Source organism: Telluria sp. AIW5 (genome assembly GCF_056680575.1).
This window is the reverse complement of record NZ_CM155289.1, coordinates 1,029,294-1,052,984: the sequence shown is the minus strand read 5'-3', so window position 1 is coordinate 1,052,984 and position 23,691 is coordinate 1,029,294. Positions and strand designations below refer to the sequence as shown.

Genomic DNA, 23,691 nt, shown 5'->3' with positions numbered 1-23,691 from the left:
CGGGCACATTTTTTCGGGGTGAGTCGCTCGGCGCTCGGCCCTTTGTTTCTTAAGGAACGCCAACCATGATGGTTCTCTACTCTGGCACCACGTGCCCGTTCTCCCAACGCTGCCGCCTCGTCCTGTTCGAAAAGGGCATGGATTTCGAAGTGCGCGACGTCGACCTGTTCAACAAACCGGAAGATATTTCGACGATGAATCCGTACGGCCAGGTCCCGATCCTGGTCGAGCGTGAATTGATTCTGTACGAATCGAACATCATCAACGAGTACATCGACGAGCGTTTCCCGCACCCGCAGCTGATGCCGGCCGACCCGCTGATGCGTGCCCGTGCCCGCCTGATGCTGTTCAACTTCGAGAAGGAACTGTTCGTCCACGTGCACGTGCTGGAAAGCGACCGCAACAAAACGAACGAGAAGGCCCACGACAAGGCGCGCGCAGAGATCCGCGACCGCCTGACGACGCTGGCGCCGCTGTTCCTGAAGAACAAGTACATGCTGGGCGACGAGTTCTCGATGCTCGACGTGGCGATCGCACCACTGCTGTGGCGCCTCGACCACTATGGCATCGAACTGTCGAAGACCGCGGCGCCGCTGATGAAGTACGCCGAGCGCATCTTCTCGCGCCCTGCCTATATCGAAGCGCTGACGCCGTCGGAAAAGGTCATGCGCCGTTAAGGCGAGCCTGTCGTCCGCGTGGCGGGCGACATCTCGTACCGGCTTTTTCGATGCCAGTTCTGCGACGTCGTTTGACAAATCGCAGTAAGCTGGCACCTTGCATCGGTACGTTCCACACGCGGTTGCCGGCGCGCCGACACCGTCGCTTCCCGTGTGGCTGCGGTGGCGCATCCGTTCGCCGCCCCATTGACGGATCATTGTTTATTTCATCTGCACATGCCTGACATCTCCACCAAGCCCTATTTGCTGCGCGCCCTGTATGAATGGTGCACCGACAGCGGTTTCACGCCCTATCTTGCAGTCAAGGTCGATGCGGCCACGACAGTTCCAATGGAATACGTCAAAAAGGGCGAGATCATCCTGAACATCAGCTACGGCGCCACCTCGGGGCTGAAGATGGACAACGACGCGATCCACTTCCGGGCCCGTTTCGCCGGCGTCTCGCGTGAAATCTACGTTCCTGTGCAAAACGTGCTGGCGATCTACGCCAACGAAAACGGCCAGGGCATGGCCTTCGACGTCAGCGCCACCGCTGCCGAGATGGCGGCAACCGAGGAAGAACCAGGCCCGAGCGCGCCGACCCTGTCGGCCGTGCCTGGCATCGCCAGCGAAGCCCCGACGGCGCAGGTGTCGCATTCGCCTGACGACGATAACGAGCCCCCGAAAAAAGGCGGCCGCCCGACGCTGACCCGGATTAAATAGCGTTATAATTCCTGCCGTACAGATTACGCCGGCTTAGCTCATTTGGTAGAGCAGTTGATTTGTAATCATCAGGTGGCCAGTTCGAAACCGGCAGCCGGCACCAGACAGCAGCAAAAATAAAATGCCTTACGTGCAATGCGCGTAGGGCATTTTGTTTTTCAAGCCTCGCAGTCGATGGGGCCGCCCCTTCAGCTGTGTACTCGCATCCGCTCCAGCACGGCCACGGGCCAATCCTGGCCGCGACCTTTGACGCAAGCCTCGGCGTGGCGGGCTGGGCAAGGTGGGCTGGCGTCAAGCCTGGCCGGCTATTTCAGGACGGTGTTGTTGCGCACTTCCCTGACACCCTTGACCTGACGCGCGAGCTGCACGGCCTTCTGGGCGCTCTCGCGCGATTCGACGAAGCCGCTCAGCTGCACCGTACCTTTGAAGGTTTCCACCTTCACTTCGGTGGCCTTGACGGTGGGGTCGGCGGCAAACGCTGCCTTGACCTTGCTGGTGATGACGGTGTCGTCAAGGTATTCCCCCGTGCCTTCGCGCGTACTGGTCGACGCGCAGCCGACCAGCAAGAACACCATGAAGGCGGCAAACATCGAGATGAAACGCTGTGCAATGTTCATGGCAACGCTCCCGTGAGATGAAGAAGATCATCCCATTTTCGGGCGGACGGACCGCCAGCGTTTGATGCGGAACAAAGGTACCGGGCTAGCGGGCGCTCAAGGTGCCTTGGTGGGCAGGTCGGCCGCGGCAAGAGCCTGGTAACGCTGTGACGCCGGACGCAGCACGAGTCGTCCGCGCGCCAGGTCCTGGCCGAGGATCAGGCGCATGTCGGTCGGCTTGCAATTGTCGACCTCGACGACCTGGACCGAATCGAACTGGCCCCGCTTGCCGCTCAGGCGCTCCGCCAGCCGTTCGGCCTCGGCGCGGAAGTCCGCGTGGTGTTCGATGCGGGTACGGCGTACCTGGAAACCTTTCTCATTGCTCAGCCGCGTTACCTGCAAGCCATCGCCCACTATCTGGCGCGACAGCGAGCGCGCCATGCCGGTGACTCCGTTACCATTGCGAATTTCCAACAGGACGAAGTCGAGCCGGGTGCGGGGCGCCAGCGGGACCGGTCCGGGTGCCGGTGACTGTGGCGGCAATGGCGCGGCCCGCGCCAGCGCCCGGGGAGCCGGCAGGCGCAACAGCTCGAGTGTGCCGTCGGCAGCCGTACGCACTTCTGTCGCGGCCCAGCCGCCATCCGTCCGCGCGGGACGCGTGACCGCCGCTTCGATCGCAGCCACCGCCGTGCCGCCGGCAGCTGTGTAATCGCCGCGAAAATCGTGTTTGCGCAGCGTTTCGGCCTGGCGGAACATCAGGGCGGCGCGCTCGTCCTGGCCGAGCCGGCGCAGGCTTTCGCCCAGATTGTTCCAGGCGCGATGGTCGAGCGGATCGAGCACGCAGGCTTTCTCGAGGGCGGCCACCGCGTTTTGAAGGTCGCCGCCCAGCAGGTAGGCATAGCCGAGGTTGGCGAACAGGTAGGCGCCGTCCGGTCCGCTGCCCGGTGCCAGCTCGTCGGTGAGGGCACGCCAGATAGGAATGGCTTGGGCGAAGTCGCCCTGACGCGCAAACGCCGCCGCCCGCGCATTGCGCGCGCGCGCATGATGCGGTGTGGCGGCCAGCACTGTGCGGTAGGCGGCAATGGCGTCGTCGTAGCGGCCGGCCAGGTGATACTGGCGCCCCTGCTCGTAGGCGCGGTCGGCATCCGCGGGCGGCGCGGCGCCTGGCTGGCGCGCGACGTCGGCGCAGGCGAACAGCAGCGCACTGGCGCACAATACCGAGATCTGCTTGAGCATTCGGTGGGTATGCATGGGGATTCTCCTCGCTTCAATGGATACCGTTGACGGAGCCAAACGTGCGGCTCAGCTGTATTGCTGCCGGCCCCAACAGGACCATCAGAAGCGTCGGAAAAATGCAGAAGATGAGCGGAAACAGCAGCTTCAGGCCGATCTTGGCGGCGCATTCCTCGGCCAGCATGCGCCGCTTCGTGCGCAGGTTATCCGAATACACGCGCAACGAATCGCCGACGCTGGTGCCGAACCGCTCGGACTGGATCAGCATGGCAACCAGGGTATCGACGTCGCTCACGCCACTGCGCAGGGCGAAGTTGCGCAATGCCCGTTCCTTGCTGAAGCCGGCACGCATTTCCATCAGGACCAGTTGCAGTTCCTGTGCCAGCGTCACGCTTTTGATATGAATCTCGCCCGCGACTTTCACGAATGCCCGCTCCAGGCTCAGTCCCGCCTCGACGCAGACGGTGAGCAGGTCTAGCGCGTCGGGCAAGGTCTCGAAAATCTCGCGCTGGCGGCGGCGTGCGATCTGGCTCAGGGTGACGTTTGGCAGGTAGTAGCCGATTGATGCGGTTAGCAGCAGCAGGACCAGAAGTTTGATGCCCGACAGGACGATCACGGCCGTGGCGACCAGCACGCCGATCAGGGCCGGTGCGAACAGCGCCAACGCGGTTTTCGCTGCGAAGAACAAGGTCGGCGCAAAGGGGTTGCGCCAACCTGCGTTCATGAAGCGGGTGCGCAATGCCGATTTTTCCCACCCCTCTTCCGGAATGGATAGCTTGGTCAGCGGCTGGGTGACCTTGGCGACCCGCTCGACCCAGCCGTCCGGCTCGAGCTGGGTGGTATCGGACTTGCCGATGAAACGGCGCAGGCGGGTGCGCAGCGCCTGCGGTGCGAACAGTATCATCGCCAGCCACGCCAGTACGCAGACGATGCCGAAGACGATCAACAGGAACGATAATTGTGCGGCATTCATGGCAACTCCTTAAATACGGATCCGGATGAGCTTGCGCAGCCAGACGACACCGAACAGGATCATGCCGGCCGCGTACCACAGCAGGCGCACGCCGCTCGGATCGGTCCACAACAGGCTGACGTAGTCCGGGGTGAGCAGCGCGAGCATCAGCGTGACGGCAATTGGCAGCAGGCCGAGAATCCAGGCCGACATGCGGCCCTCGGCCGACAGGACGCGCACCTGGGCCACCAGCTTCAATCGGCTACGGATGATGATGCTGATGTTGCCGAGAATTTCAGCCAGGTTGCCGCCGGATTCGCGCTGGATCAGCACGGCGATGATCAGGTAGCGCAGGTCGGTGAGCGGAATACGGGCCGCCATGTTGTGCAGGGCTTCGCTCATCGGCACGCCGTAGTTGATTTCCTCGCGCGCGATGCGAAACTCGCTGCTCAGCGGCTCGGGCAGTTCATTGCCGACGATTTGCAGCACATTCGTAAACGAGTGGCCGGCACGCAAGGCACGTGCGATGAAATCTGCGGCATCGGGCAACTGGTGCTCGATACGGCCAAGGCGTCGCGAGCGCGCGCGACGGACCAGGAAATATGGCACGGCAAGCGCAGGCAGCATCAACAGCAGGCGCACTGCGAATGGCAGCGGCAAGCGCGTACTGACCAGCAAGGCCAGCAGGAAGGCCGCGAGGGAACAGCCGAGGAAGCGGTCAACCGTCAACGCGCTGCCGGCCTGCACCAGCAAGACATCGAGCCGATGCAGCGGCGCGATCTGGTGCAGCAGGCGATCGAAACCGCCATGATTGCTGAACCGGCGCTGCTTGAGAATCGAGATGCGCTCGCCGGAACGACCCGCCCCGCCGGACATGACCTGCAGCCGGCGAGCGATGCGCTGGGCTGCCTTGCCATAGGTATTCGACCACCATAAATAGACACCCTCGATCAGGAGGATCACGGCGGCGAACAGGAAAACGGTGAAGCTGTAGAAAAGCAGATCCATGGCGCGGCTCCACTGCAGGCATGGCCTGCGGGTTCATTGGAAAATACGATCGGGGTCGAAGGTGTCGTCGGGGAGTTCGACGCCGTACATCTTGAGGCGGTCGGCAAAGCGCGGACGTACGCCGGTGGCAGAAAACTGTCCGAGTACTTTGCCGTCGCGATCGACACCCGTTTGCTCGAAGTGGAAGATCTCCTGCATCGAAATGATGTCCCCTTCCATGCCCGTGATTTCCTGAATGCTGACCAGCTTGCGGCCGCCGTCGATCAGGCGCGAGGCCTGCACCACCACCGTCACCGCCGAGCAGATCTGCTGGCGGATCGCACGCGGCGTCAGGTTCACGCCGGCCATGCCGACCATGTTCTCGAGGCGCGACAGCGCGTCGCGCGGCGTGTTCGAGTGAATCGTCGCCAGCGACCCTTCATGGCCCGTATTCATCGCCTGCAGCATGTCGAGCGCCTCGGGCCCGCGTACCTCACCGAGGATGATGCGGTCCGGTCGCATGCGCAGTGCATTCTTGACCAGCGCGCGTTGCGAAACTTCGCCCTTGCCTTCGATATTCGCAGGACGCGTCTCGAGACGAACCACGTGTGGCTGGCGCAGCTGCAGTTCGGCTGCATCCTCGATCGTGACGATGCGCTCGTTGGCGGGGATAAAACCTGACAGCAGATTGAGCAGCGTGGTCTTGCCGCTGCCGGTACCGCCCGAGATCAGGATATTGATCTTGGCGATACCGAGGCCCTGCAGCACCTTGACCATCGGTGGGGTCACGCTTTTGTACTCGATCAGGTTCTGCACCGTCAGGGGCGTGGCGCCGAAGCGCCGGATCGACAGGATGGGCCCGTCGATCGCCAGCGGCGGGATGATCGCGTTCACGCGCGAACCATCCGGCAGGCGGGCATCCACCATCGGGCTCGATTCATCGACACGGCGGCCAACGCGCGAGACGATCTTCTCGATGATCTTCATCAGGTGCGCGTTGTCGTGGAAGGTGATGTCGGTCATTTCGAGCTTGCCGCGCCGTTCGACGTACACCCGGCTGGCCGTGTTGACGAGAATATCAGAGACGGTCGGGTCGTTCAGCAGCGGCTCGAGGGGGCCGAAGCCGAGCATTTCGTGCTGGATGTCGAGCACGAGGTTGTGGCGCTCGTGCTGGTTCAGAACGATGCGCTCCTCCTCGATGATGCGCTGGATCAGCAGCGCCAGCTCGTGCTTGAACTGCTCGGCGGTCAGGCGCTTCAGGCGCTCCAGGTCGATCCGGTCGAGGATCATCTGGTGCATCATCTTTTTCAGTTCCTGATAGGCCCCGTTGCCGGCTTCCAGCGGCAGGATGCCGGTCTTGCGGTCATCGTCTGAGACGGAAAGGCGTTCGCGCAACGACATGGGCTTCTCCTTTAGTATTCGGGTTCGCCGCGGCCAAACAAGCGGTCGAGCAAGCCACGGTTTTCGGGGGCGCGCCGTGCGGTGACGAGTTCCACCAGGTCGGCCAGGCTGCGTGCCGCCCCGCTCGCGCGCGACAGCTCGAGAACCGGCACACCCTGGTTGACCGAATCGGTGACGGCAATATAATCGTTCGGCACGGTATGCACGACTTCGCAGCCAAGCGCCGTGTGCAGGTCGGGCAGGCGCAGGCGGCCGCCCTTTTCGTAGCGGTTGACGATCAGGCGGATCGTCTCGAGCGGGTAGCCGAGCGAGCGGAAGATGTCGAGCAGGCGGCGGGCGTCGCGGATGTCGGGCAGCGCCAGTTGCAGCACCGGGTAGATGGTGTCGGTGCTGTCGAGCGCGCGCAGCGAGACGGCATCGATCTGGCGGCCGACATCGAGCACGATGTAGTCGTAATGCTGGCGCGCCACGCGCAAGATGACGTCGATATGTTCGGGCTTGGCCGCCTTCGCCTGGGACGGGTCGTCCGCCGCAGCCAACACGCCGAAGCCGCGCGTGACGTGCACCAGACACGAGTCGAGGAAGGGACCGTCGATGCGTGCAATCTGCTCGCACACGTCGGACAGCGTCATGGTCGGTTTCTGGTCCGAGACATACAGGGCCGCGTCGCCGAACTGGCCGTGCAGGTCGATCAGCAGCACCTTCTTTTCGGCCAGCGTGGCCAGTGCGTAGCCGAAGTTGGTCGAAATAAAAGTCGCTCCGCTTCCGCCTTTGCAGGCGATGAAAGCAAGTACCTTCCCTTCGCGCAGCTGGGCGACGCCGGCGGCGGTCGAGATGCGGTCCATCGCTTCGTGAAAGGCGCGGTGCACCAGCGGTATCTGCAGCACTTCACGCACGCCGGCGCGCATCGCGCGAATCAGGAATTCCGGCTGATGCTGGCTGGTGAGCAGCATGAACTGCGCTTCGGGATACTGGCGCGCCATTCGTTCAAGCAGATCGGCATCGTCCGGCGCGCCATCGCCGGCATCGACGATGACCAGGCCCGGCGCCTCGCCCAATGGCCGGTCGAGCGCCTCGCGCATCGACACACGGCTGTTGGCCACGTTCAGCGGCGGCACGCGTGCCGCGCCCTGGGAGGCGAGCTCGGCAAACAGCAGGCTGTCGCGGCTGATTAGAAGGGCTTTCATGGCGATCCTCGTGAGGCACTGGAGCTGGAAACGATGGAGGAACTGCAGCCGGGCGCCGACCGGGCTTACTTCCCGTTGCCGAGTGTATTGAGCAAGGGTGCGTTCGCGGCGCCGTCGGGCTGGGCGAACGAATGCTGGTAGCGCTCGTGCGCGGCGCGCGCTGCAGCGCCGTCGATTCCGGTGGCAGGGTTGGTATTGGCCGCGCCGCGTGGATCGATCGTCTGCGCCGCAAGATTGGCACGTACTGCCGCGCCAAAATTCTGTTCAAAACGCGGCGTGCTCGAGCAGCCTTGCAACAGCAGCACTGCCACGATTCCTGCGGTTGTCCTGGTCATCATTGCCGCCTCCTATTTGAGTTCGAATCCGTCGACGCTCTGGCCAGTACGCGCGGCCGGTTCGGGCAGCGTGCCTGCACTCTCGAGCCGGCCGCCGAGCATCAGGGCGGCGCGCGACGGTGCATCGACGCCATCGGTGGGCAGCTTGTAGCCGGTGGCCGTCAGCGGTTTGACCAGACGCGCCGTGATCACGAAAACGAGTTCGCTGCGATCCTGTTGAAAGTCGGTACTGCGAAACAGCGCGCCAAGCACAGGAACTTCGCCCAGCACCGGCAGCCCCTTGAGACCCGTCACCAAATTGTTCTTGAGCAGGCCGCCAATGGCAAAGCTCTGGCCGTCATACAGCTGCACCGTCGTGCTGGCGCGGCGCGTCGTCACGACCGGCAGGATCGCACCGGCGGACATGCCGGTTGCGCTGATGCCGATCCCTTCGCGCGACAGCTCCGAGACCTCGGGCGCGACGCGCAGGTTGATCCGGCCGCCGGCAAGCACCGTGGGGGTGAAGCGCAAGCCGACGCCGAATTCCTTTTCCTCCAGCGTGACGCGATTGTTTTCCTGCGCCACCGGGATGTAGAACTTGCCGCCTGCCAGGAAGCTGCCTTCCTGGCCGCTGATGGCCATCACATTTGGCTCGGCCAGCACACGTACCAGGCTGTCCTGCGTCTGGGCGGCTGCACCGAAGCCGTTGCCATTCTCGCGCTGGGCAGCCAGTCCTCCTTTCATGGTACCGCTCAGGAAGTTCGCTCCCAGTATGGCGGCCCACCTGCCGTGTCCGAAGGTCCAGTTGGTGCCGCCCTCGAGCCGTTCGAGCAGGCTCTTCGACACCTCGGCCACCTTCACTTCGAGCTGCACTTGCTGGGGCGCCGCTACGCTCAACAGATTAACAACGCGCGGGCCGGCGCTGCTGCCGGCGGACGCGCCGGCGGCGTTCGGCGCCAGTTCCTTCGGCACCGCCCCAAGCGGGCGCAGCGGACGGCGCACATACGCAGCCGCCAGCTCGGCGGCACGGGCGACTGCCGACGCGTCGGCGACGGTACCGGTCAGCACCAGCGAATCGGCGGCGGCCAGCACCCGGATCTCCTTCTCCTCTGGCATGACGGCAGCGAGCGTCGCCTGCAGCGCACTCGGGTCCATCGATACCGTGATATCGAGCACGCTGCACAGGCCGCTGCGGCCTTGCACGATCATGTTGGTGGTGCCGACGTCGACGCCGGCGATGTACATCGTGTCCGGCGCCACCAGCATCGCCTGCACGATCTCCGGGTTGCCGACACTGCGGGTCTGGACCGCTTCCGGCAGCCGCATCAGGGTCGATTTACCCATCTGCAGCGCGACCTGGGCCGGGCGCGCCGCCTCGCCACTGCAGCGCGGTCCCGCTCCGGTACGCTCGCCGGCCCCCGCCGCGGCCTCGGCTTGAGGGCCCTGACGCGCTGCGTGCGCCGCTGCGGCCAGCGCCAAGGCCGCGCCGCCAAGCGCGCACTGGCGCAACAAGGACCGCAAGCCGCGGCGCGGATGAATCGAGTAACCGGACGGTTGTGAACTGGTGTTCATGATTTCACCTGGCACAGTAAGGGGATCAGAGGCACTCTTGCGAGGAATGCAGGCCGTTGATGACGGTGACGCAATTGCGCCGAACCGGCGGTGTGGCGACGCGGTGCACGACAGCCTTCTCGGGACGGCGCGGCGCGGCGACTGGCTTCGGCGCTGCCGGCTTCACGACAGGCGCCGCGACCGGCAGCAAGGTCAGCTTGGTGGCACCCTCGGTCTGGGCCGATTGCGGATCGACCTGGTTGCGCAGCGCCAGCGACAGCGTGCCGACACTGCGCGCCAGGTCGAGTTTTTCGGCCTGTTCCGGCGTGACCTCGAGCGTGACGGCATTCACCACACGCGGCTTGGTCTCATCGCGATTGACTTCCTGTGCCACCGCCAGCACCAGGATGCGCTCGAGGACGATCTTCGAAATGCTTTGTTCGCGCGCATTCGCCTCCGGACCCGGGTCCTTTGCGGTGCTGACGATGATGTCGACATAATTGCCCGGCAGCGTGAAGCCGGCAACGCCGATGACGTCGTTGACGCGCACGGTGATCGCGCGCTTGCCTTCGGTGATCAGGGCGGACAGGCCGCCGAGCGTGCCGGCCGGCGCCAGCTTCGCTTCGCTGACCGGCTCGCCGCCGAGCACGCTGCTCTTGAGCACTCGACCTGCCAGCTTCGCCGGATCGGTAAAGGCGCCCCTGGGCATGCTGTCGGCGGGCCACTCGGCCAGCTTGACCATCTCGGGCGTCAGACGCTGGCCGAGGTTGATGTCGCCTGCCGCCACCACGATACGCCCGGCGCTGCTGGCTGGCTGCAGCAGCAGCCAGCGCGAAGCGAGGATCACGGCGGTCAGGCCGAACAGGACGGCAGTGGCCATCACGACAAGGGCGCGCTTGTTTTTCATGGTTCGATTCCTGCGACTTGGCACGAGGCCGGGGCGCTGCCGCTGGTGCACATGCTGCTCCACGCCTGCTCCAGGGCAGCGATCGTCAGGCGGGGTTCGGAGCCGGCGAAGCCGGCAAAATCGAGCACACGAGCGAGCAGTTCGTGCGGGTAACAAGCCAGCAGCGGCGTACCGCTGGCCCGGTGCAGGCGCGTGACCAGATGATCGATCACCGCCTCGTCGCAATCGAAGCCGTGCAGCCGGCTGGTACGGCGCAGCAGGGCGCGGTAGGCCGGCTCGGTCAGCGGCCCGAGGCCGACGCGATACGCGATACGGCGCAAGAACGCGGCATCGAACACGCTGGCTGGCGCGAGGTTAGTGACGAGCACGAGCATCGCGTCGAATGGCATGGCCTCGCCATGTCCGCCGGCCACAAGGCGCGCGGGAGCGCCGTCGAGCATGCCGAGCCAGGTCGCAAGCAGCTCGGCCGCGGGCGCGCGCGCCCCTCCGAGATCGTCGATCACGAGGATGCCGTTGTTGGCCTGCATCTGCAGCGGGGCGTGATGGATACCGCTACCGGAGTCGGCGTGCAGCGTGAGCATGGACGCCTCGAGTTCTGCGCCGACATGCACCAGCGGGCGCTGGCAAATCGCCCAGCGCGCATCGCAACTGCGCCGGTCTTCCTGCTGGCGCCCCAGCGGCAGCGGGGCCGGATGACGCAGCGGATCATGAAACGGGACGATGTGATCCCCAATGACGATCGCGTACGGCACCGCAACCGCGCCCGGCAGCAAGCGCGCCAGCTTGCGTGCAAGCGTCGTCTTGCCGGAGCCGGTCGGGCCATGCAGCAGCAGCGGACGCTGCGCATGGAGGGCGGCGCCGAGCAGTTGCCGCAAGGCCGGATCAAGTCCGTCATCAGCCAGCTGCGCCGCCAACTCCCCCGGCGTCGGGTGGCGAACCGGCGACGAGGGCAGCGTTCCCTGCCGGTCAGGCTGGTGCAGCGCTGGACGGCGCAAGGACTGGCGCTCGACCATCGCGCGGTAGGCATCGAGCGTGACCGGCGCCGGGCCGATATAGCGACACTCCGTGAGACACGCGAGCGCGGCGCGCTGGCCGATCGGGGTCAACTGATACTGGACGTCGATGTCGGAGTCGCCCGACCAGGCTACTTCAACCTGCTGATCAATCGTCATGGCGGCCAATATTTCACGCAGAACGCTGACCGACAAACGAAGTTTTCCGGCCAACAGCGGCAAGGGCGCGCGGCCCGTGGTATGCAAGGTTTTCAGCACGAGAGCAGACACCAGGCGCGGATCGAGCCCGGTATCGCTGACAGTGCGGGGTTGACGCGGCAGGATCGCCACAACTCCCAGTTCACCCGGCGGCATGACAGCCGCAGCGGGTGGCGTACCGAAAACCGTGCCCGACGCTGTAAGGGACAGCGTTTCACTCATGGGATTTCTCCTAGCATTCACAAGGGCACATTCCCTCGGAACATTGAATTCATTCTAGCGACCAAGTCCTTCAGGCCATTGAGGCGCAGCAAGCGGTTACCGTCACGGAAGATGACGTTGTGCCAATAACCAGAGCGTGGTCAAGGCAATGGCAAATCCGTAAGGCATCGATCCGACGCTGGGCCGTTTCAGCGACGTTTGTCGAGCTGGTGGTCCGGTCCGTAACAGCATGGGAAGCAGCAGGCTGCGCAGGTTGGCATACGCATCCGACCAGCGACTCGTAAACAAAATCATGACCAATGCCATCGCCCCACCGACACACCAGGTCAGGATGCAGGCATGGGCTGTTTCGGCAGGACCAAGGAACAGGCCAACGGTCGCCATCAGCTTGACGTCGCCCGCTGCCATGCCGCGCACCATATAGAGGGGCAGGAACAGGACGAAGCCGATGAGCGCGCCGCCGAGGGCAGTGCCGATACCGCTGGCTGGAGCGGTGTCGCACAGGTGCAAGCCAAGTGCGGCGCACCAGGCGAGCAGAAGGAAGAGATTCGGGATTTTGCGTATCGCCAGGTCGGTCATGGCGGCGCTGACAACGAGAATGATCAACAATAAGTCGAGCCAGGTCGGGATGGGCATGATCAGTCTCCATAATAAAAAAAGCCCTCCAGACCGAAATCTGGAGGGCAAACCGCACTAATTACGCAACGGCAGCGGCCAGACGCGTTACCACATTTTCAAACGTGGCGCTGATCCCTTCGCCGAGATGCTTCGCAGCCAGAGCCACGCCGACGCCGACCAGTGCAGCAATCAGACCGTACTCGATGGCAGTAACGCCGTCTTCGTCAGCGATGAAAGCTTGCACAGCGGTAAAGATCGTTTTCATGAAAAACTCCATATGGTGGTTTATAAGAAAAACCCTGCAGTGGTAGGAAACTTCCCTGACTCTGCAAACTGCGCTTTGTCGTTTCCGCTGCAGTGAGTTCACTATAAAAGATGATGCCGTACGGCAAGTTGACCATTAGCAAGCTTTCCCATGGGAATTAATTTCCTATGGAAAACTTTGATCAAGATCGTGTCTGGCGATGTCCGTGGCCATTCTCGCCAAAAAAAGCAGCTCGAATATTGCTCGGATAACAAAAAAGGATTATCCTGTTTCGCTTGCTCTTCGGAAATTTTGGCGTTTCGCCAGCCCTGGAGAGGCAGTGGTGGGTTGATTACATTTCTGAGAATGACATGGATTCCCTTCTGAAACACATGGTGGACATGACCGGCCACCGCGACCACGCGATGCTCGATATCTCCGTGGTGGCGGCAGTCCAGGAACTGGCCGCCGCCGTACAGACGCGGGTGTTGTCGATCTCCACATTCGGCGCGTGTGACCTGGTGCGTGTCCGGGCCTCGATCAGCGCCGGCGGTGCTGCCCGTATCGAGGACCTGCATGATGGCGGCGCGCCCGGCGAACCCCTGGCTGCCTATCCTGAACTGGCAGCCTGCCTGGCACGCCATGAGAGCAGCGCCGAAGCCTGCGGCCCCGGTTGCACCCGTACCCTGTGGCTGCCGATCTGGGTCGGTGACACGGCGACGACCTGCCTTGAAATCGTGCGCGAATCTCCCTTCCCCGCCGCAACCATTCATACGATCGCCGGCGTCGTCGGCGTCTACCGCAACTTCCAGAACCTGCTCGACTACAGCGAACGCGATTCGCTGACCGGCCTCCTCAACCGCAAAACCTTCGAAGACCAGCTCGCACGCATGCTGCAATGCCCGGCCGAGCCGGAGCTGCCGCTAGCGGGCCAGCTCGAGCGGCGCTGCAGTCATGGCGAAAAAAAGGGATGGCTGGCCGTGGTCGATGTCGACCATTTCAAGATGGTGAACGATACCTTCGGTCACCTGTACGGCGACGAAGTGCTGATCCTGATCGCGAACCAGTTGCAGGCATCGTTCCGTGCGCAGGACAGGGTGTTTCGCTTCGGCGGCGAGGAGTTCGTGGTCTTGCTGCGCTCGACGACGCTGGAGCATGCGCGCCGCATCATCGACCGCTTCCGCAGCAATGTGGAGGCTTACCAGTTTCCGCAGGTGGGCCAGGTGACCGTGAGTGTCGGCTTCGTCAGCATCAGCCCTTACGATTCGCCCGTGGTCACGCTCGGCCATGCCGACCAGGCGCTGTACTATGCCAAGACCCACGGCCGCAACCAGGCTTGTCATTACAACGAGCTGGTCGAGCGCGGGCTGTTACAGACGGTGACGTCGAACGACACCGCCGAATTTTTCTAGGGACCCAGCAGGAACCTGTCCGGATCCACGCGCCACTTGTCGGGCGACTCGTGACGCACGATCTTGTCGCCGCCGCCAAACCCCAGCCCCCGCGACAGGTCGAGCAATTCCGGACGAATATAGGTCTGGCTCTTGGTGTTGAAGAACACGTTCACCTTAGGCGTGAGCAGGTTGCTCTCATGCGGTTCGACCACCACCCCCAGGCGCCCCGATTCCAGCATCACCATCGTGCCGACCGGATAGATGCCGACGCAACGCATGAATTCCTGCGCCAGCCGCGGATTGAAGTGGAATTTGCTCCACTCATAGATCTTGCGCAGCGCGTCGGCCGCCGACATGCCCTTGTGGTAGCTGCGGTCTGATGTGATGGCGTCGTAGACGTCGACGATCGCGGCCATCTGCGCCAGCTCGCTGATCTCGCTTTCGTTCTGCATTTCCGGGTAGCCGCTGCCGTCGCGCCGCTCATGGTGATGCAAGGTGATATCGAGCGGGATCGGGCCGATTTCCGGCGTCTGGCGCAGCAGGTCGTAACCATCGCGCGGATGCTTCTTGATGATCGCGAATTCCTCGTCGGTCAGGCGGCCAGGCTTGTTCAGGATGCTGTCCGGTACCAGCGCCTTGCCGGTGTCGTGCAGCAAGCCGCCGATACCGGCCTGGTAAATCGTTTCCTCGTCCATGCCGCGCGAGCGGCAGAACGCCACCAGCAGCGTGCACACGCTGACCGAATGCAGGAAAGTGTAATCGTCCTTGGTCTTGATGCGCATCAGGCTGAGCAAGGCGCCCGAATTGCGCAGGATCGATTCCGTGATATTGGTCACGACCGGCGAAACGTTTTCCATCTCGACCGCCTTGCCCAGGCGCGCATCCTGCATCACCGTTCGTACCAGGTTGACCGCCTGGCGCCGCACGCCGACGGCACGCTGCATTTCGTCGCCCAGCGACGTGCGCACCGGTTTCGCCGGCTTGCTGGCGATGGCCGTCACTTCGGCTTCGGTGGTCGCCTGCGCTTCGGCCAGGGTCGGCGCGGCGTCGACGTCCAGTCCCTTGGAGCAGTCGATGACGACGTTGCGGATGCCGGCACGGGTAATCTTGCGGATCTCCTCGTCGCTGCTCAGGACAAACCTGGCCCACACGAAGGGGTGTTCCATCCAGCCGCAGTCGAGGTCGTGAATGGCCATGCCCAGGCGCAGCTGGGAGGAATCGATTTTCTTGAGCATGCTACGGTCCGGCGATATGTTAATCTCCGCCACCGCGGCGGTACTGCCCAGTATATCAAGCAAGTTTCCGTACATGAACTTTTCGTCATTCATGTGTTGCAACTAGGCACAGATTAGTTCTTCATGCAATTACGACAACTCCGTTATTTCGTCGCCATCGTTGACCACGGCTCGCTTTCGCGCGCCGCCCTGGTCTTGCATGTGGCGCAGCCGGCGCTGACCCAGCAGTTGCGCCAGCTCGAGGAAGAGCTGGGTGCGCAACTGCTGCATCGCTCGGCCCATGGCGTCCTCAGTACCGATGCCGGAAAAATCTTTTACGAGCATGCCCACGCCATCCTGAAACAGGTCGCCGATGCGCGCTCGGCCGTCACCCAGTCGACCACGCGTCCTTCCGGCAGCGTCACGCTCGGCCTGCCGCACAGCATCTCCGGGGCGCTGGCCCTGCCCCTGCTCACCGCGGCACGCGCCACCTATCCGGAAATCACGCTGCAGCTGACTGAAGAAATTTCGGGCAACCTGATCGAGCAGCTGAAATCGGGACGCCTGAATCTCGCCGTGCTCTTCAATGATGGCCAGCTCGGCGGCTTTGAAGCGACGCCCCTGGTCGACGAAGACCTGATGTACATCTGCCGTGCCGATTCCGTTTCAAAGCCGCAGGGAGCAGCGATCACGCTCGGCGCGGCGCTCGCGACGACCCTGATCCTGCCCGCCCAGCAGCATGGCGTGCGTCCCCTGATCGAGCAGGCGGCTTCCAGTGCGGGCCTGACGCTGACCAAACTCATCGAGATCAATTCGATTGCGATCCTGAAATCGGCCCTGCTGGCCGACATGGGCGCGACCTTGCTTCCGCTGGCGCCGCTGCGCGCCGAGATCGACAGCGGCTTGCTGAGCGCGATTCCGATCGAAAACCCGGCAATCTGCCGCAGCGTCACGCTATGCGCCTCCCGCAATATTCCGCTGACCAATGCCGCCGCCGCGATCAGCCGCCTCGTGCGCCAGGTGACCGAAATGCTATGCGCAAATGGCAGCTGGCCCGGCGCGCGGCTTCGCGAATAACTGCCATCATTTTTTCTTATACCCCCATCCGCATTTTCTATTTCCCCTGCTAGCGGGAAGCTCATACACTCCACGCGCCCGTCGCCTACCGCGACACCGCCCCGCTGTTGAACCGCGCCTATCCGGCGCGGCAGGACGCCGGGACCTCTCGACTACCCATGGAGTCCGTCATGCCCGATACCGTCGCGCCACAAGCCGCGCAGGATGTTGTACCTAGCCGCCTGAACACCGTCACCCTCGACGACAAATACACTGCGAAATCGGGCAACATCTTCCTGTCGGGTATCCAGGCCCTGGTGCGCCTGCCGATGATGCAGCGCGAGCGCGACGCCGCCGCCGGCCTGAACACCGCCGGTTTTGTTTCCGGCTACCGCGGTTCGCCGCTGGGCGGCCTCGACGAGACGCTGTGGAAAGCGAAAAGCCATCTCGAAGCGAGCCACGTGCAGTTCGTACCCGGCGTCAACGAAGACCTGGCGGCCACCGCCGTCTGGGGCACGCAAACGGTGGACCTGATCGGCCCGACAAAATACGACGGCGTGTTCGCCATGTGGTACGGCAAGGGCCCGGGCGTCGACCGCTGCGGCGACGTCTTTAAACACATGAACCATGCAGGCACCGCGCAAAACGGCGGCGTGCTGCTCGTCGCCGGCGACGACCACGGCGCCTACTCGTCCACCCTGCCGCACCAGTCCGACCACATTTTCTCGGCCTGCATGATCCCGGTCCTGTACCCGTGCAACGTGCAGGAATACCTGGACCTGGGCGTGCACGGCTGGGCCATGTCGCGCTTCTCCGGCTGCGCCGTCGCCTTCAAGGCGCTGGCCGACACGGTCGAATCGAGCGCCTCGGTCGACGCCAACCCGCACCGCGTGCAGGTGAAACTGCCGCAGGATTTCGCCATGCCCGAAGGCGGCCTGAATACGAAGCTGTCGTCGGTCCCGCTCGGCCAGCAGGCGCGTAATCAGGAAGCCCTGATGCAGGACTACAAGATCTACGCAGCGCTGGCCTATGCCCGCGAAAACAAACTCAATCACACGACGATCGACAGCCCGAACGCGAAGCTCGGCATCATCGCCTCCGGCAAATCCTATCTCGACGTACTGGAGGCGCTGGAAGAACTGGGCATCGACGAAGCGATGGCGGCCAAGGTCGGCCTGCGCCTGTTCAAGGTCGCGATGATCTGGCCGCTCGAGCCGGAAGGCGTGCGCGAATTCGCGCAGGGCCTCGACGAAATCCTGGTGGTCGAAGAAAAGCGCCAGGTCGTCGAATACCAATTAAAGGAACAGCTGTATAACTGGCGCGACGACGTGCGTCCTCACATCATCGGCAAGTTCGACGACAAGGGAGAATGGGTTGCACCGCGCGGCGACTGGCTGCTGCCGCCGAAAGCCGATTTCTCGGTCGCGCAGGTCGCACGCGTGATCGCCGGCCGCATCGCACGCCTGGTGCACGACGACGCCACCCGGGACCTGATCAAGGCGCGCCTGGCCTTCCTCGACGCCAAGGACGCCGTGCTGCAGAAAGCAATCACCACGCCCTTCCGGCCCGCCTTCTACTGCTCCGGCTGCCCGCACAACACCTCGACCAAGGTACCGGACGGTTCCTTCGCGCTGGCCGGCATCGGCTGCCACGTGATGGCGACCTCGATCTACCCGGAGATGAACAAGCTGACCACCCACATGGGCGGCGAAGGCGCGCCGTGGATCGGCCAGGCCGCGTTCTCGAAAGTGCCGCACGTGTTCCAGAACCTGGGCGACGGCACCTATTTTCATTCCGGTTATCTGGCCGTGCGCGCTGCGGTGTCGGCCAAGGTGAACATCACCTACAAGATCCTGTACAACGACGCGGTCGCGATGACCGGCGGCCAGCCGGTCGACGGCCAGACCTCGGTGCCGATGATCGCCCAGCAGATGGCCGCCGAGGGCGTCAAACGCATTGCGCTCGTCACCGAAGACCTGTCGCGCTACGCGGATCGCTCCTCGCTTCCTTCACTCGTCACCCTGCACGACCGCAAGGAGATGGACGACATCCAGCGCGAACTGCGCGAGCTGCCAGGGGTCACCGTCATCATCTACGACCAGACCTGCGCCGCCGAAAAGCGCCGCCGCCGTAAAAAAGGCGAGTTCCCGGACCTGCCGAAGCGCATGGTCATCAACGAAGCCGTCTGCGAAGGCTGCGGCGACTGCGGCATCCAGTCGAACTGCGTGTCGATCCTGCCGAAAGAGACGGATTTTGGCCGCAAGCGCACCATCGACCAGTCGTCCTGCAACAAGGATTATTCGTGCACCAAGGGCTTCTGCCCGAGCTTTGTCACCGTCGAAGGCGGCACGCTCAAGAAGAGCAAAGCCGGCGTATCGAAAGATGCCGGTGACGATGGCTGGGGCGCCCTGCCCGAGCCGATGTTGCCGTCCATCGAGCACCCGTACAACATCCTGATCAATGGCATCGGCGGCACCGGCGTGATCACCGTCGGCGCGCTGATGGGCATGGCCGCGCACCTGGAAGCGAAAGGCGCTTCGGTGCTGGACATGACCGGCATGAGCCAGAAGAACGGCTCCGTCACCTCGCACGTCAAGATCGCCGCTACGCCCGAGCGCCTGCGCGCCCAGCGCATCGCCACCGGCGAAGCGGACCTGGTACTCGGTTGCGACATGCTGACCACCGGCGCCGCCGATGCAATTTCAAAAATGCGTCCGGGCCGCACGCTGGCCATCGTCAACCTGCACGAGCAGCCGACCGGCACCTTCGCCCAGAACGCCGACTGGCAGTTCCCGGCCGAGGACGTGCGCGGCCTGATCCTGGAAGCCGTGGGCGGCACGGGCGGCGCCGATTTCGTCGATGCGACCAAGCTGGCGACCGCGCTGATGGGCGACTCGATCGCGACTAACCTGTTCCTGATGGGTTACGCCTGGCAGAAGGGCCGCATTCCGCTCACCGAGGCGTCATTGATGCGCGCCATCGAACTCAATGGCGTCGCCGTGGCCTCGAACAAGAAGAGTTTTCTTTGGGGCCGCCGCGCCGCGGTCGATGTCAAGCGCGTCGACAAGGTCGCGACGCCGACCCAGGCCGTGCTGGTGCAGATGCCGCAAAGCCTGGAGACCATCGTCAAGAAGCGCGTCGAAGCGCTGACCGCGTATCAGGACGCGGCCTACGCCGGCGTGTATGCCGAACTGGTCGAGCGCGTGCGGGCAGCCGAAACCGCCGCCGGCCTGGGGAATAAACTGTCGCTGGCAGTCGCGAGGTACTACTTCAAGCTGATGGCCTACAAGGACGAGTACGAAGTCGCGCGCCTGTACACCGACGGCCGCTTCCTGGAACAGGTGAAATCCCAGTTCGAAGGCGATTTCAAATTCAAATTCAACCTGGCGCCGCCGCTGTTCGCGAAGAAGGATGCCAAGGGCCAGCTCGTGAAGAAGGAATTCGGACCGTGGATGTTGAAAGCCTTTACAGTGCTCGCCAGGCTGAAAGGCCTGCGCGGCGGCGCCTTCGACGTGTTCGGCCACACCGCCGAGCGCAAGATGGAGCGTGCGCTGATTGTCGAGTATCGGCAGATGATCGAGTCCCTGCTTCCTTCCCTGAACAGTGGCTCGTATGCCACGGCTGTCGAACTGGCGAATTTGCCGGAACAGATCCGCGGCTTCGGCCATGTGAAGGAAAAGGCGGTCGAGAACTTCCGTGCGCGCAAGGCTGAGCTACTTTCCGGCAACGTCAAGAAACGCGCCGCGTAATTGCTGACGGTGTACCGCGTGGAGTCAGGACTCCACCCTACGAACACTCGGGTCTCGTAGGGTGGACTCCTGAGTCCACGCGGTACGCCAGTTAATCATCCTGCCATCCCGAACTTGACGTTAACGTTAACGTCATATACCGTACAAATCGAACCTGTCCGCCGTCCGACTCCAGAAGGAATTCCATGAACGACATCACCACCGCCGCCAAGCTCGAGCTGCAAGAGCCGCCGAAGCTGGCCAACAAGGTCCGCTTCGTCACCGCCGCATCGCTGTTCGACGGCCACGATGCCTCGATTAACATCATGCGCCGCATCCTGCAGTCGAACGGCGTCGAAGTCATCCACCTCGGCCACAACCGCTCGGTCGACGACGTCGTCACCGCGGCGCTGGCCGAAGACGTGCAAGGCATCGCCATCTCCAGCTACCAGGGCGGCCACGTCGAGTATTTCAAGTACATGATCGACCTGCTGCGCCAGCGCGGCGGCGCCCACATCAAAGTCTTCGGCGGCGGCGGCGGCGTAATCGTCCCTTCCGAAATCGAAGAGCTGCACGCTTACGGCGTCACCCGCATCTTCAGTCCCGAAGACGGCCAGCGCATGGGCCTGGTCGGCATGATCCGCTCGATGATCCAGGCCTGCGACATCGACCTGACTCCCTATGCCCCGACCGCCATCGACGTGCTGCAAAACGGCGACATCGCCGCGCGCCACCGTCCGCTGGCCCAGCTGATCACCGCGCTGGAAAACGGCAAAGTCGATCCCGAGCTGCGCAAGCAGATCGTCGACGCGGCCGACACGATGAAGGTGCCGGCGCTCGGAATCACCGGCACCGGCGGCGCGGGTAAATCCTCGCTGACCGATGAACTGATCCGCCGCATCCGCCTCGACCAGAACGACCGCATCAACATCGCCGTCATCTCGATCGATCCGTCGCGCCGCAAGTCGGGCGGCGCCCTGCTGGGCGACCGCATCCGCATGAACGCGATCAATCCGTGGAACGGCGTCAGCCGCGTCTTCATGCGCTCGCTCGCCACGCGCGAAGCCGGTTCCGAAATCTCGCACGCACTGCCGGACGTGATCGCCGCCTGTAAAGTCGCCGGCTTCGACCTCGTGATTGTCGAGACCTCGGGCATCGGCCAGGGCGATGCGGCCATCGTGCCGCACGTCGACGCCTCGATGTACGTGATGACGCCGGAGTTCGGCGCGGCCTCGCAACTGGAAAAAATCGACATGCTCGATTTCGCCGATTTCATCGCCATCAACAAGTTCGACCGCAAGGGCGCACAGGACGCGCTGCGCGACGTGGCGAAACAGTACCAGCGCAACCGCGAATTGTGGTCGCAGAGCCCCGACCAGATGCCGGTCTTCGGCACGCAAGCCTCGCGCTTCAACGACGACGGCGTCACCGCGCTGTACCATGGCCTGCTGCCGAAACTGTCCGAACTGGGCCTGCAAATCGCGCCGTCGAAACTCGACGTGCCGCCGCAAAAGCATTCGAGCGGCAAGAACGTGATCGTGCCGCCAGCCCGTGCGCGCTATCTCGCCGAGATCGCGGACACCGTGCGCGGCTACCACAAGAACACGGCGAAACAAGTCAAACTCGCGCGCGAGCGCCAGCAGCTGGTTGAGACCAAGCGCATGCTGGCTGCCGCCAACCGTGAAGTGGTGCTCGACGACCTGATCACCGAGCGTGACAACGCGATGGACCTGGGGGCCAAAAAGCTGCTGGCCATGTGGCCCGACATGCAGGCGGCCTACGCCGGCGACGATTACGTGGTCAAAATCCGCGACAAGGAAATTCGCACCAGATTGGTGCAAAAAACCCTGTCCGGCACCACCATTCGCAAGGTGGCGCTGCCGCGCTTCGAGGACCACGGCGAAGTGCTGCGCTTCCTGATGCTGGAAAACGTGCCGGGCTCCTTCCCGTTCACGGCCGGCGTGTTCGCCTTTAAACGCGAGGGCGAAGACCCGACCCGCATGTTCGCCGGCGAAGGCGATGCCTTCCGTACGAATAAACGTTTTAAATTGGTCTCGACCGGCATGGATGCCAAACGGCTGTCGACCGCATTCGATTCGGTCACGCTGTACGGCGCCGACCCGGCCCTGCGTCCCGACATCTACGGTAAAGTCGGCAACTCGGGCGTCTCCATCGCCACGCTCGACGACATGAAGGTGCTGTACGACGGCTTCGATTTGTGCAGCCCGAGCACCTCGGTCTCGATGACGATCAATGGCCCGGCGCCGACGATCCTGGCGATGTTCATGAACACCGCCATCGACCAGCAGATCGACAAGTTCGTGCAAGACAACGGTCGCCAACCGACCGCCGACGAAGCGCAGAAAATCAAGGAATGGGTGCTCGCCAACGTGCGCGGCACCGTGCAGGCCGACATCCTGAAAGAAGACCAGGGTCAGAACACCTGCATCTTCTCGACCGAGTTCTCGCTGAAAGTCATGGGGGACATCCAGGAGTATTTCGTCCACCACCAGGTGCGCAATTTTTACTCCGTGTCGATCTCGGGCTACCACATCGCCGAAGCCGGCGCGAACCCGATCTCGCAGCTGGCCTTCACGCTCTCGAACGGTTTTACGTTTGTCGAAGCCTACCTCGCGCGCGGCATGCACATCGACGACTTCGCGCCAAATCTCTCCTTCTTCTTCTCGAACGGCATGGACCCGGAATACACGGTGCTGGGCCGCGTCGCGCGCCGCATCTGGGCGGTGGCGATGCGCGACAAGTACGGCGCCAACGACCGCTCGCAGAAACTGAAATACCACGTCCAGACCTCGGGCCGTTCGCTGCACGCGCAGGAAATCGATTTCAACGACATCCGCACCACGCTGCAGGCGCTGATCGCGATCTACGACAACTGCAACTCGCTGCACACCAACGCGTATGACGAAGCGATCACCACGCCGACCGACGAATCCGTGCGGCGCGCGCTGGCGATCCAGCTGATCATCAACCGCGAATGGGGTCTCGCCAAGAACGAAAACCCGAACCAGGGCTCGTTCATCATGGACGAACTGACGGACATGGTCGAAGAAGCCGTGCTGCAGGAATTCGAGCGCATCGCCGAGCGCGGCGGGGTGCTGGGCGCGATGGAAACCGGCTACCAGCGCGGCAAGATCCAGGAAGAGTCGATGCTGTACGAGCACAAGAAGCACGACGGCTCGCTGCCGATCATCGGCGTCAACACTTTCCGCAACCCGAAAGGCGCGGAAGCACCGGCGACGATCGAACTGGCCCGTTCCACCGACGACGAAAAGCAGTCGCAACTGACGCGCCTGGAAGCCTTCCACCGGCAGCACGCAAACGAGGCACCAGCCGCGCTGGCAGCACTGCAGCAAGCCGCGATCGACAACCAGAACGTGTTCGAAAAACTGATGGATGCGGTGCGCGTCTGCTCGCTCGGGCAGATCACCACGGCCTTGTTCGAAGTGGGTGGGCAGTACCGCCGGAATATGTAAACA

At 63.4% G+C, this 23,691-nt stretch carries 19 protein-coding genes and 1 tRNA gene; 7 read left to right on the top strand and 13 right to left on the bottom strand.

The genetic code is table 11. From position 1 onward, the window contains the following. Nucleotides 1-65: 65 nt before the first annotated feature. From AC1MEM_RS04665 to AC1MEM_RS04655, 3 genes are all read left to right on the top strand, one after another. A complete protein-coding gene (locus AC1MEM_RS04665; RefSeq protein ID WP_056342583.1) occupies nt 66-677 on the top strand; it encodes a glutathione S-transferase N-terminal domain-containing protein in 612 nt (203 codons plus the stop codon). Between the two features lie 216 nt (nt 678-893). After that, nucleotides 894-1,379, top strand: coding sequence for a ClpXP protease specificity-enhancing factor (locus tag AC1MEM_RS04660; protein ID WP_499475644.1), 486 nt, complete (start codon nt 894-896; stop codon nt 1,377-1,379). 27 nt (nt 1,380-1,406) lie between these two features. Continuing rightward, nucleotides 1,407-1,482 (top strand) — tRNA-Thr (locus tag AC1MEM_RS04655). Nucleotides 1,483-1,684: 202 nt separating this feature from the next. Here AC1MEM_RS04655 and AC1MEM_RS04650 read toward each other — a convergent pair. The 12 genes from AC1MEM_RS04650 to AC1MEM_RS04595 form a co-directional block, all read right to left on the bottom strand. Beyond that, nucleotides 1,685-1,996, bottom strand: a complete 312-nt coding sequence (locus AC1MEM_RS04650; protein WP_499475642.1) for a BON domain-containing protein — start codon at nt 1,994-1,996, stop codon at nt 1,685-1,687. Between the two features lie 96 nt (nt 1,997-2,092). Continuing rightward, nucleotides 2,093-3,226, bottom strand: a complete 1,134-nt coding sequence (locus AC1MEM_RS04645; protein WP_499475641.1) for a LytR C-terminal domain-containing protein — start codon at nt 3,224-3,226, stop codon at nt 2,093-2,095. A 16-nt stretch (nt 3,227-3,242) separates the two neighbouring features. Continuing rightward, nucleotides 3,243-4,181 (bottom strand): type II secretion system F family protein, encoded by a 939-nt coding sequence (locus tag AC1MEM_RS04640; protein ID WP_499475639.1) that lies wholly within the window; start codon nt 4,179-4,181, stop codon nt 3,243-3,245. A 9-nt stretch (nt 4,182-4,190) separates the two neighbouring features. Further along, a complete protein-coding gene (locus tag AC1MEM_RS04635) occupies nt 4,191-5,168 on the bottom strand; it encodes a type II secretion system F family protein (protein WP_499475638.1) in 978 nt (325 codons plus the stop codon). A 33-nt stretch (nt 5,169-5,201) separates the two neighbouring features. Continuing rightward, a complete protein-coding gene (locus AC1MEM_RS04630; protein ID WP_499475636.1) occupies nt 5,202-6,548 on the bottom strand; it encodes a TadA family conjugal transfer-associated ATPase in 1,347 nt (448 codons plus the stop codon). A gap of 11 nt (nt 6,549-6,559) precedes the next feature. Beyond that, nucleotides 6,560-7,735 (bottom strand): CpaE/TadZ family protein, encoded by a 1,176-nt coding sequence (locus tag AC1MEM_RS04625; RefSeq protein ID WP_499475635.1) that lies wholly within the window; start codon nt 7,733-7,735, stop codon nt 6,560-6,562. 65 nt (nt 7,736-7,800) lie between these two features. Continuing rightward, nucleotides 7,801-8,073 carry a hypothetical protein gene (locus AC1MEM_RS04620; protein WP_499475634.1) on the bottom strand — a complete coding sequence of 91 codons (273 nt, stop codon included), beginning with the start codon at nt 8,071-8,073 and terminating at the stop codon, nt 7,801-7,803. Between the two features lie 9 nt (nt 8,074-8,082). Next, on the bottom strand, nt 8,083-9,621 hold the full coding sequence (locus AC1MEM_RS04615; RefSeq protein WP_499475633.1) for a type II and III secretion system protein family protein: 1,539 nt from the start codon (nt 9,619-9,621) through the stop codon (nt 8,083-8,085). A 25-nt stretch (nt 9,622-9,646) separates the two neighbouring features. Then, a complete protein-coding gene (gene cpaB, locus AC1MEM_RS04610) occupies nt 9,647-10,507 on the bottom strand; it encodes a Flp pilus assembly protein CpaB (protein ID WP_499475631.1) in 861 nt (286 codons plus the stop codon). Next, a complete protein-coding gene (locus tag AC1MEM_RS04605) occupies nt 10,504-11,940 on the bottom strand; it encodes a DUF8689 domain-containing protein (RefSeq protein ID WP_499475629.1) in 1,437 nt (478 codons plus the stop codon). Before AC1MEM_RS04605 ends, cpaB begins: the two co-directional genes overlap by 4 nt. A 102-nt stretch (nt 11,941-12,042) precedes the next feature. Next, a complete protein-coding gene (locus AC1MEM_RS04600) occupies nt 12,043-12,576 on the bottom strand; it encodes an A24 family peptidase (RefSeq protein ID WP_499475628.1) in 534 nt (177 codons plus the stop codon). Between the two features lie 61 nt (nt 12,577-12,637). Then, nucleotides 12,638-12,823: a Flp family type IVb pilin gene (locus AC1MEM_RS04595; RefSeq protein WP_499475627.1), complete on the bottom strand. Its 186-nt coding sequence runs from the start codon at nt 12,821-12,823 to the stop codon at nt 12,638-12,640. A 350-nt stretch (nt 12,824-13,173) separates the two neighbouring features. Between AC1MEM_RS04595 and AC1MEM_RS04590 the strand changes: the two genes are divergently transcribed. Beyond that, nucleotides 13,174-14,214 carry a GGDEF domain-containing protein gene (locus tag AC1MEM_RS04590; RefSeq protein WP_499475626.1) on the top strand — a complete coding sequence of 347 codons (1,041 nt, stop codon included), beginning with the start codon at nt 13,174-13,176 and terminating at the stop codon, nt 14,212-14,214. Here AC1MEM_RS04590 and AC1MEM_RS04585 read toward each other — a convergent pair. Further along, entirely contained in the window at nt 14,211-15,431 is a 1,221-nt protein-coding gene (locus tag AC1MEM_RS04585; RefSeq protein ID WP_499475625.1) for an HD-GYP domain-containing protein, read from the bottom strand. The genes AC1MEM_RS04590 and AC1MEM_RS04585 overlap by 4 nt on opposite strands. 123 nt (nt 15,432-15,554) lie before the next feature. Here AC1MEM_RS04585 and AC1MEM_RS04580 point away from each other — a divergent pair, with 123 nt between their 5' ends. From AC1MEM_RS04580 to icmF, 3 genes are all read left to right on the top strand, one after another. Continuing rightward, nucleotides 15,555-16,487, top strand: a complete 933-nt coding sequence (locus tag AC1MEM_RS04580; RefSeq protein ID WP_499475624.1) for a LysR substrate-binding domain-containing protein — start codon at nt 15,555-15,557, stop codon at nt 16,485-16,487. A gap of 170 nt (nt 16,488-16,657) precedes the next feature. Continuing rightward, nucleotides 16,658-20,215, top strand: a complete 3,558-nt coding sequence (locus AC1MEM_RS04575; RefSeq protein ID WP_499475623.1) for an indolepyruvate ferredoxin oxidoreductase family protein — start codon at nt 16,658-16,660, stop codon at nt 20,213-20,215. Between the two features lie 185 nt (nt 20,216-20,400). Then, complete coding sequence (gene icmF / locus AC1MEM_RS04570) at nt 20,401-23,688, top strand: fused isobutyryl-CoA mutase/GTPase IcmF (RefSeq protein WP_499475622.1); 3,288 nt, start codon at nt 20,401-20,403, stop codon at nt 23,686-23,688. Nucleotides 23,689-23,691 lie beyond the last annotated feature (3 nt).

What these genes read in the sequence shown, in the direction of transcription:
- cpaB (WP_499475631.1), bottom strand. Translation starts at nt 10,507, where the DNA reads ATGAAAAACAAGCGCGCCCTTGTCGTGATGGCCACTGCCGTCCTGTTC.
- AC1MEM_RS04590 (WP_499475626.1), top strand. Translation starts at nt 13,174, where the DNA reads ATGGATTCCCTTCTGAAACACATGGTGGACATGACCGGCCACCGCGAC.
- AC1MEM_RS04605 (WP_499475629.1), bottom strand. Translation starts at nt 11,940, where the DNA reads ATGAGTGAAACGCTGTCCCTTACAGCGTCGGGCACGGTTTTCGGTACG.
- AC1MEM_RS04625 (WP_499475635.1), bottom strand. Translation starts at nt 7,735, where the DNA reads ATGAAAGCCCTTCTAATCAGCCGCGACAGCCTGCTGTTTGCCGAGCTC.
- AC1MEM_RS04650 (WP_499475642.1), bottom strand. Translation starts at nt 1,996, where the DNA reads ATGAACATTGCACAGCGTTTCATCTCGATGTTTGCCGCCTTCATGGTG.
- AC1MEM_RS04660 (WP_499475644.1), top strand. Translation starts at nt 894, where the DNA reads ATGCCTGACATCTCCACCAAGCCCTATTTGCTGCGCGCCCTGTATGAA.
- icmF (WP_499475622.1), top strand. Translation starts at nt 20,401, where the DNA reads ATGAACGACATCACCACCGCCGCCAAGCTCGAGCTGCAAGAGCCGCCG.
- AC1MEM_RS04640 (WP_499475639.1), bottom strand. Translation starts at nt 4,181, where the DNA reads ATGAATGCCGCACAATTATCGTTCCTGTTGATCGTCTTCGGCATCGTC.
- AC1MEM_RS04575 (WP_499475623.1), top strand. Translation starts at nt 16,658, where the DNA reads ATGCCCGATACCGTCGCGCCACAAGCCGCGCAGGATGTTGTACCTAGC.
- AC1MEM_RS04595 (WP_499475627.1), bottom strand. Translation starts at nt 12,823, where the DNA reads ATGAAAACGATCTTTACCGCTGTGCAAGCTTTCATCGCTGACGAAGAC.
- AC1MEM_RS04585 (WP_499475625.1), bottom strand. Translation starts at nt 15,431, where the DNA reads ATGCTCAAGAAAATCGATTCCTCCCAGCTGCGCCTGGGCATGGCCATT.
- AC1MEM_RS04635 (WP_499475638.1), bottom strand. Translation starts at nt 5,168, where the DNA reads ATGGATCTGCTTTTCTACAGCTTCACCGTTTTCCTGTTCGCCGCCGTG.
- AC1MEM_RS04580 (WP_499475624.1), top strand. Translation starts at nt 15,555, where the DNA reads ATGCAATTACGACAACTCCGTTATTTCGTCGCCATCGTTGACCACGGC.
- AC1MEM_RS04630 (WP_499475636.1), bottom strand. Translation starts at nt 6,548, where the DNA reads ATGTCGTTGCGCGAACGCCTTTCCGTCTCAGACGATGACCGCAAGACC.
- AC1MEM_RS04645 (WP_499475641.1), bottom strand. Translation starts at nt 3,226, where the DNA reads ATGCATACCCACCGAATGCTCAAGCAGATCTCGGTATTGTGCGCCAGT.
- AC1MEM_RS04615 (WP_499475633.1), bottom strand. Translation starts at nt 9,621, where the DNA reads ATGAACACCAGTTCACAACCGTCCGGTTACTCGATTCATCCGCGCCGC.
- AC1MEM_RS04600 (WP_499475628.1), bottom strand. Translation starts at nt 12,576, where the DNA reads ATGCCCATCCCGACCTGGCTCGACTTATTGTTGATCATTCTCGTTGTC.
- AC1MEM_RS04620 (WP_499475634.1), bottom strand. Translation starts at nt 8,073, where the DNA reads ATGATGACCAGGACAACCGCAGGAATCGTGGCAGTGCTGCTGTTGCAA.
- AC1MEM_RS04665 (WP_056342583.1), top strand. Translation starts at nt 66, where the DNA reads ATGATGGTTCTCTACTCTGGCACCACGTGCCCGTTCTCCCAACGCTGC.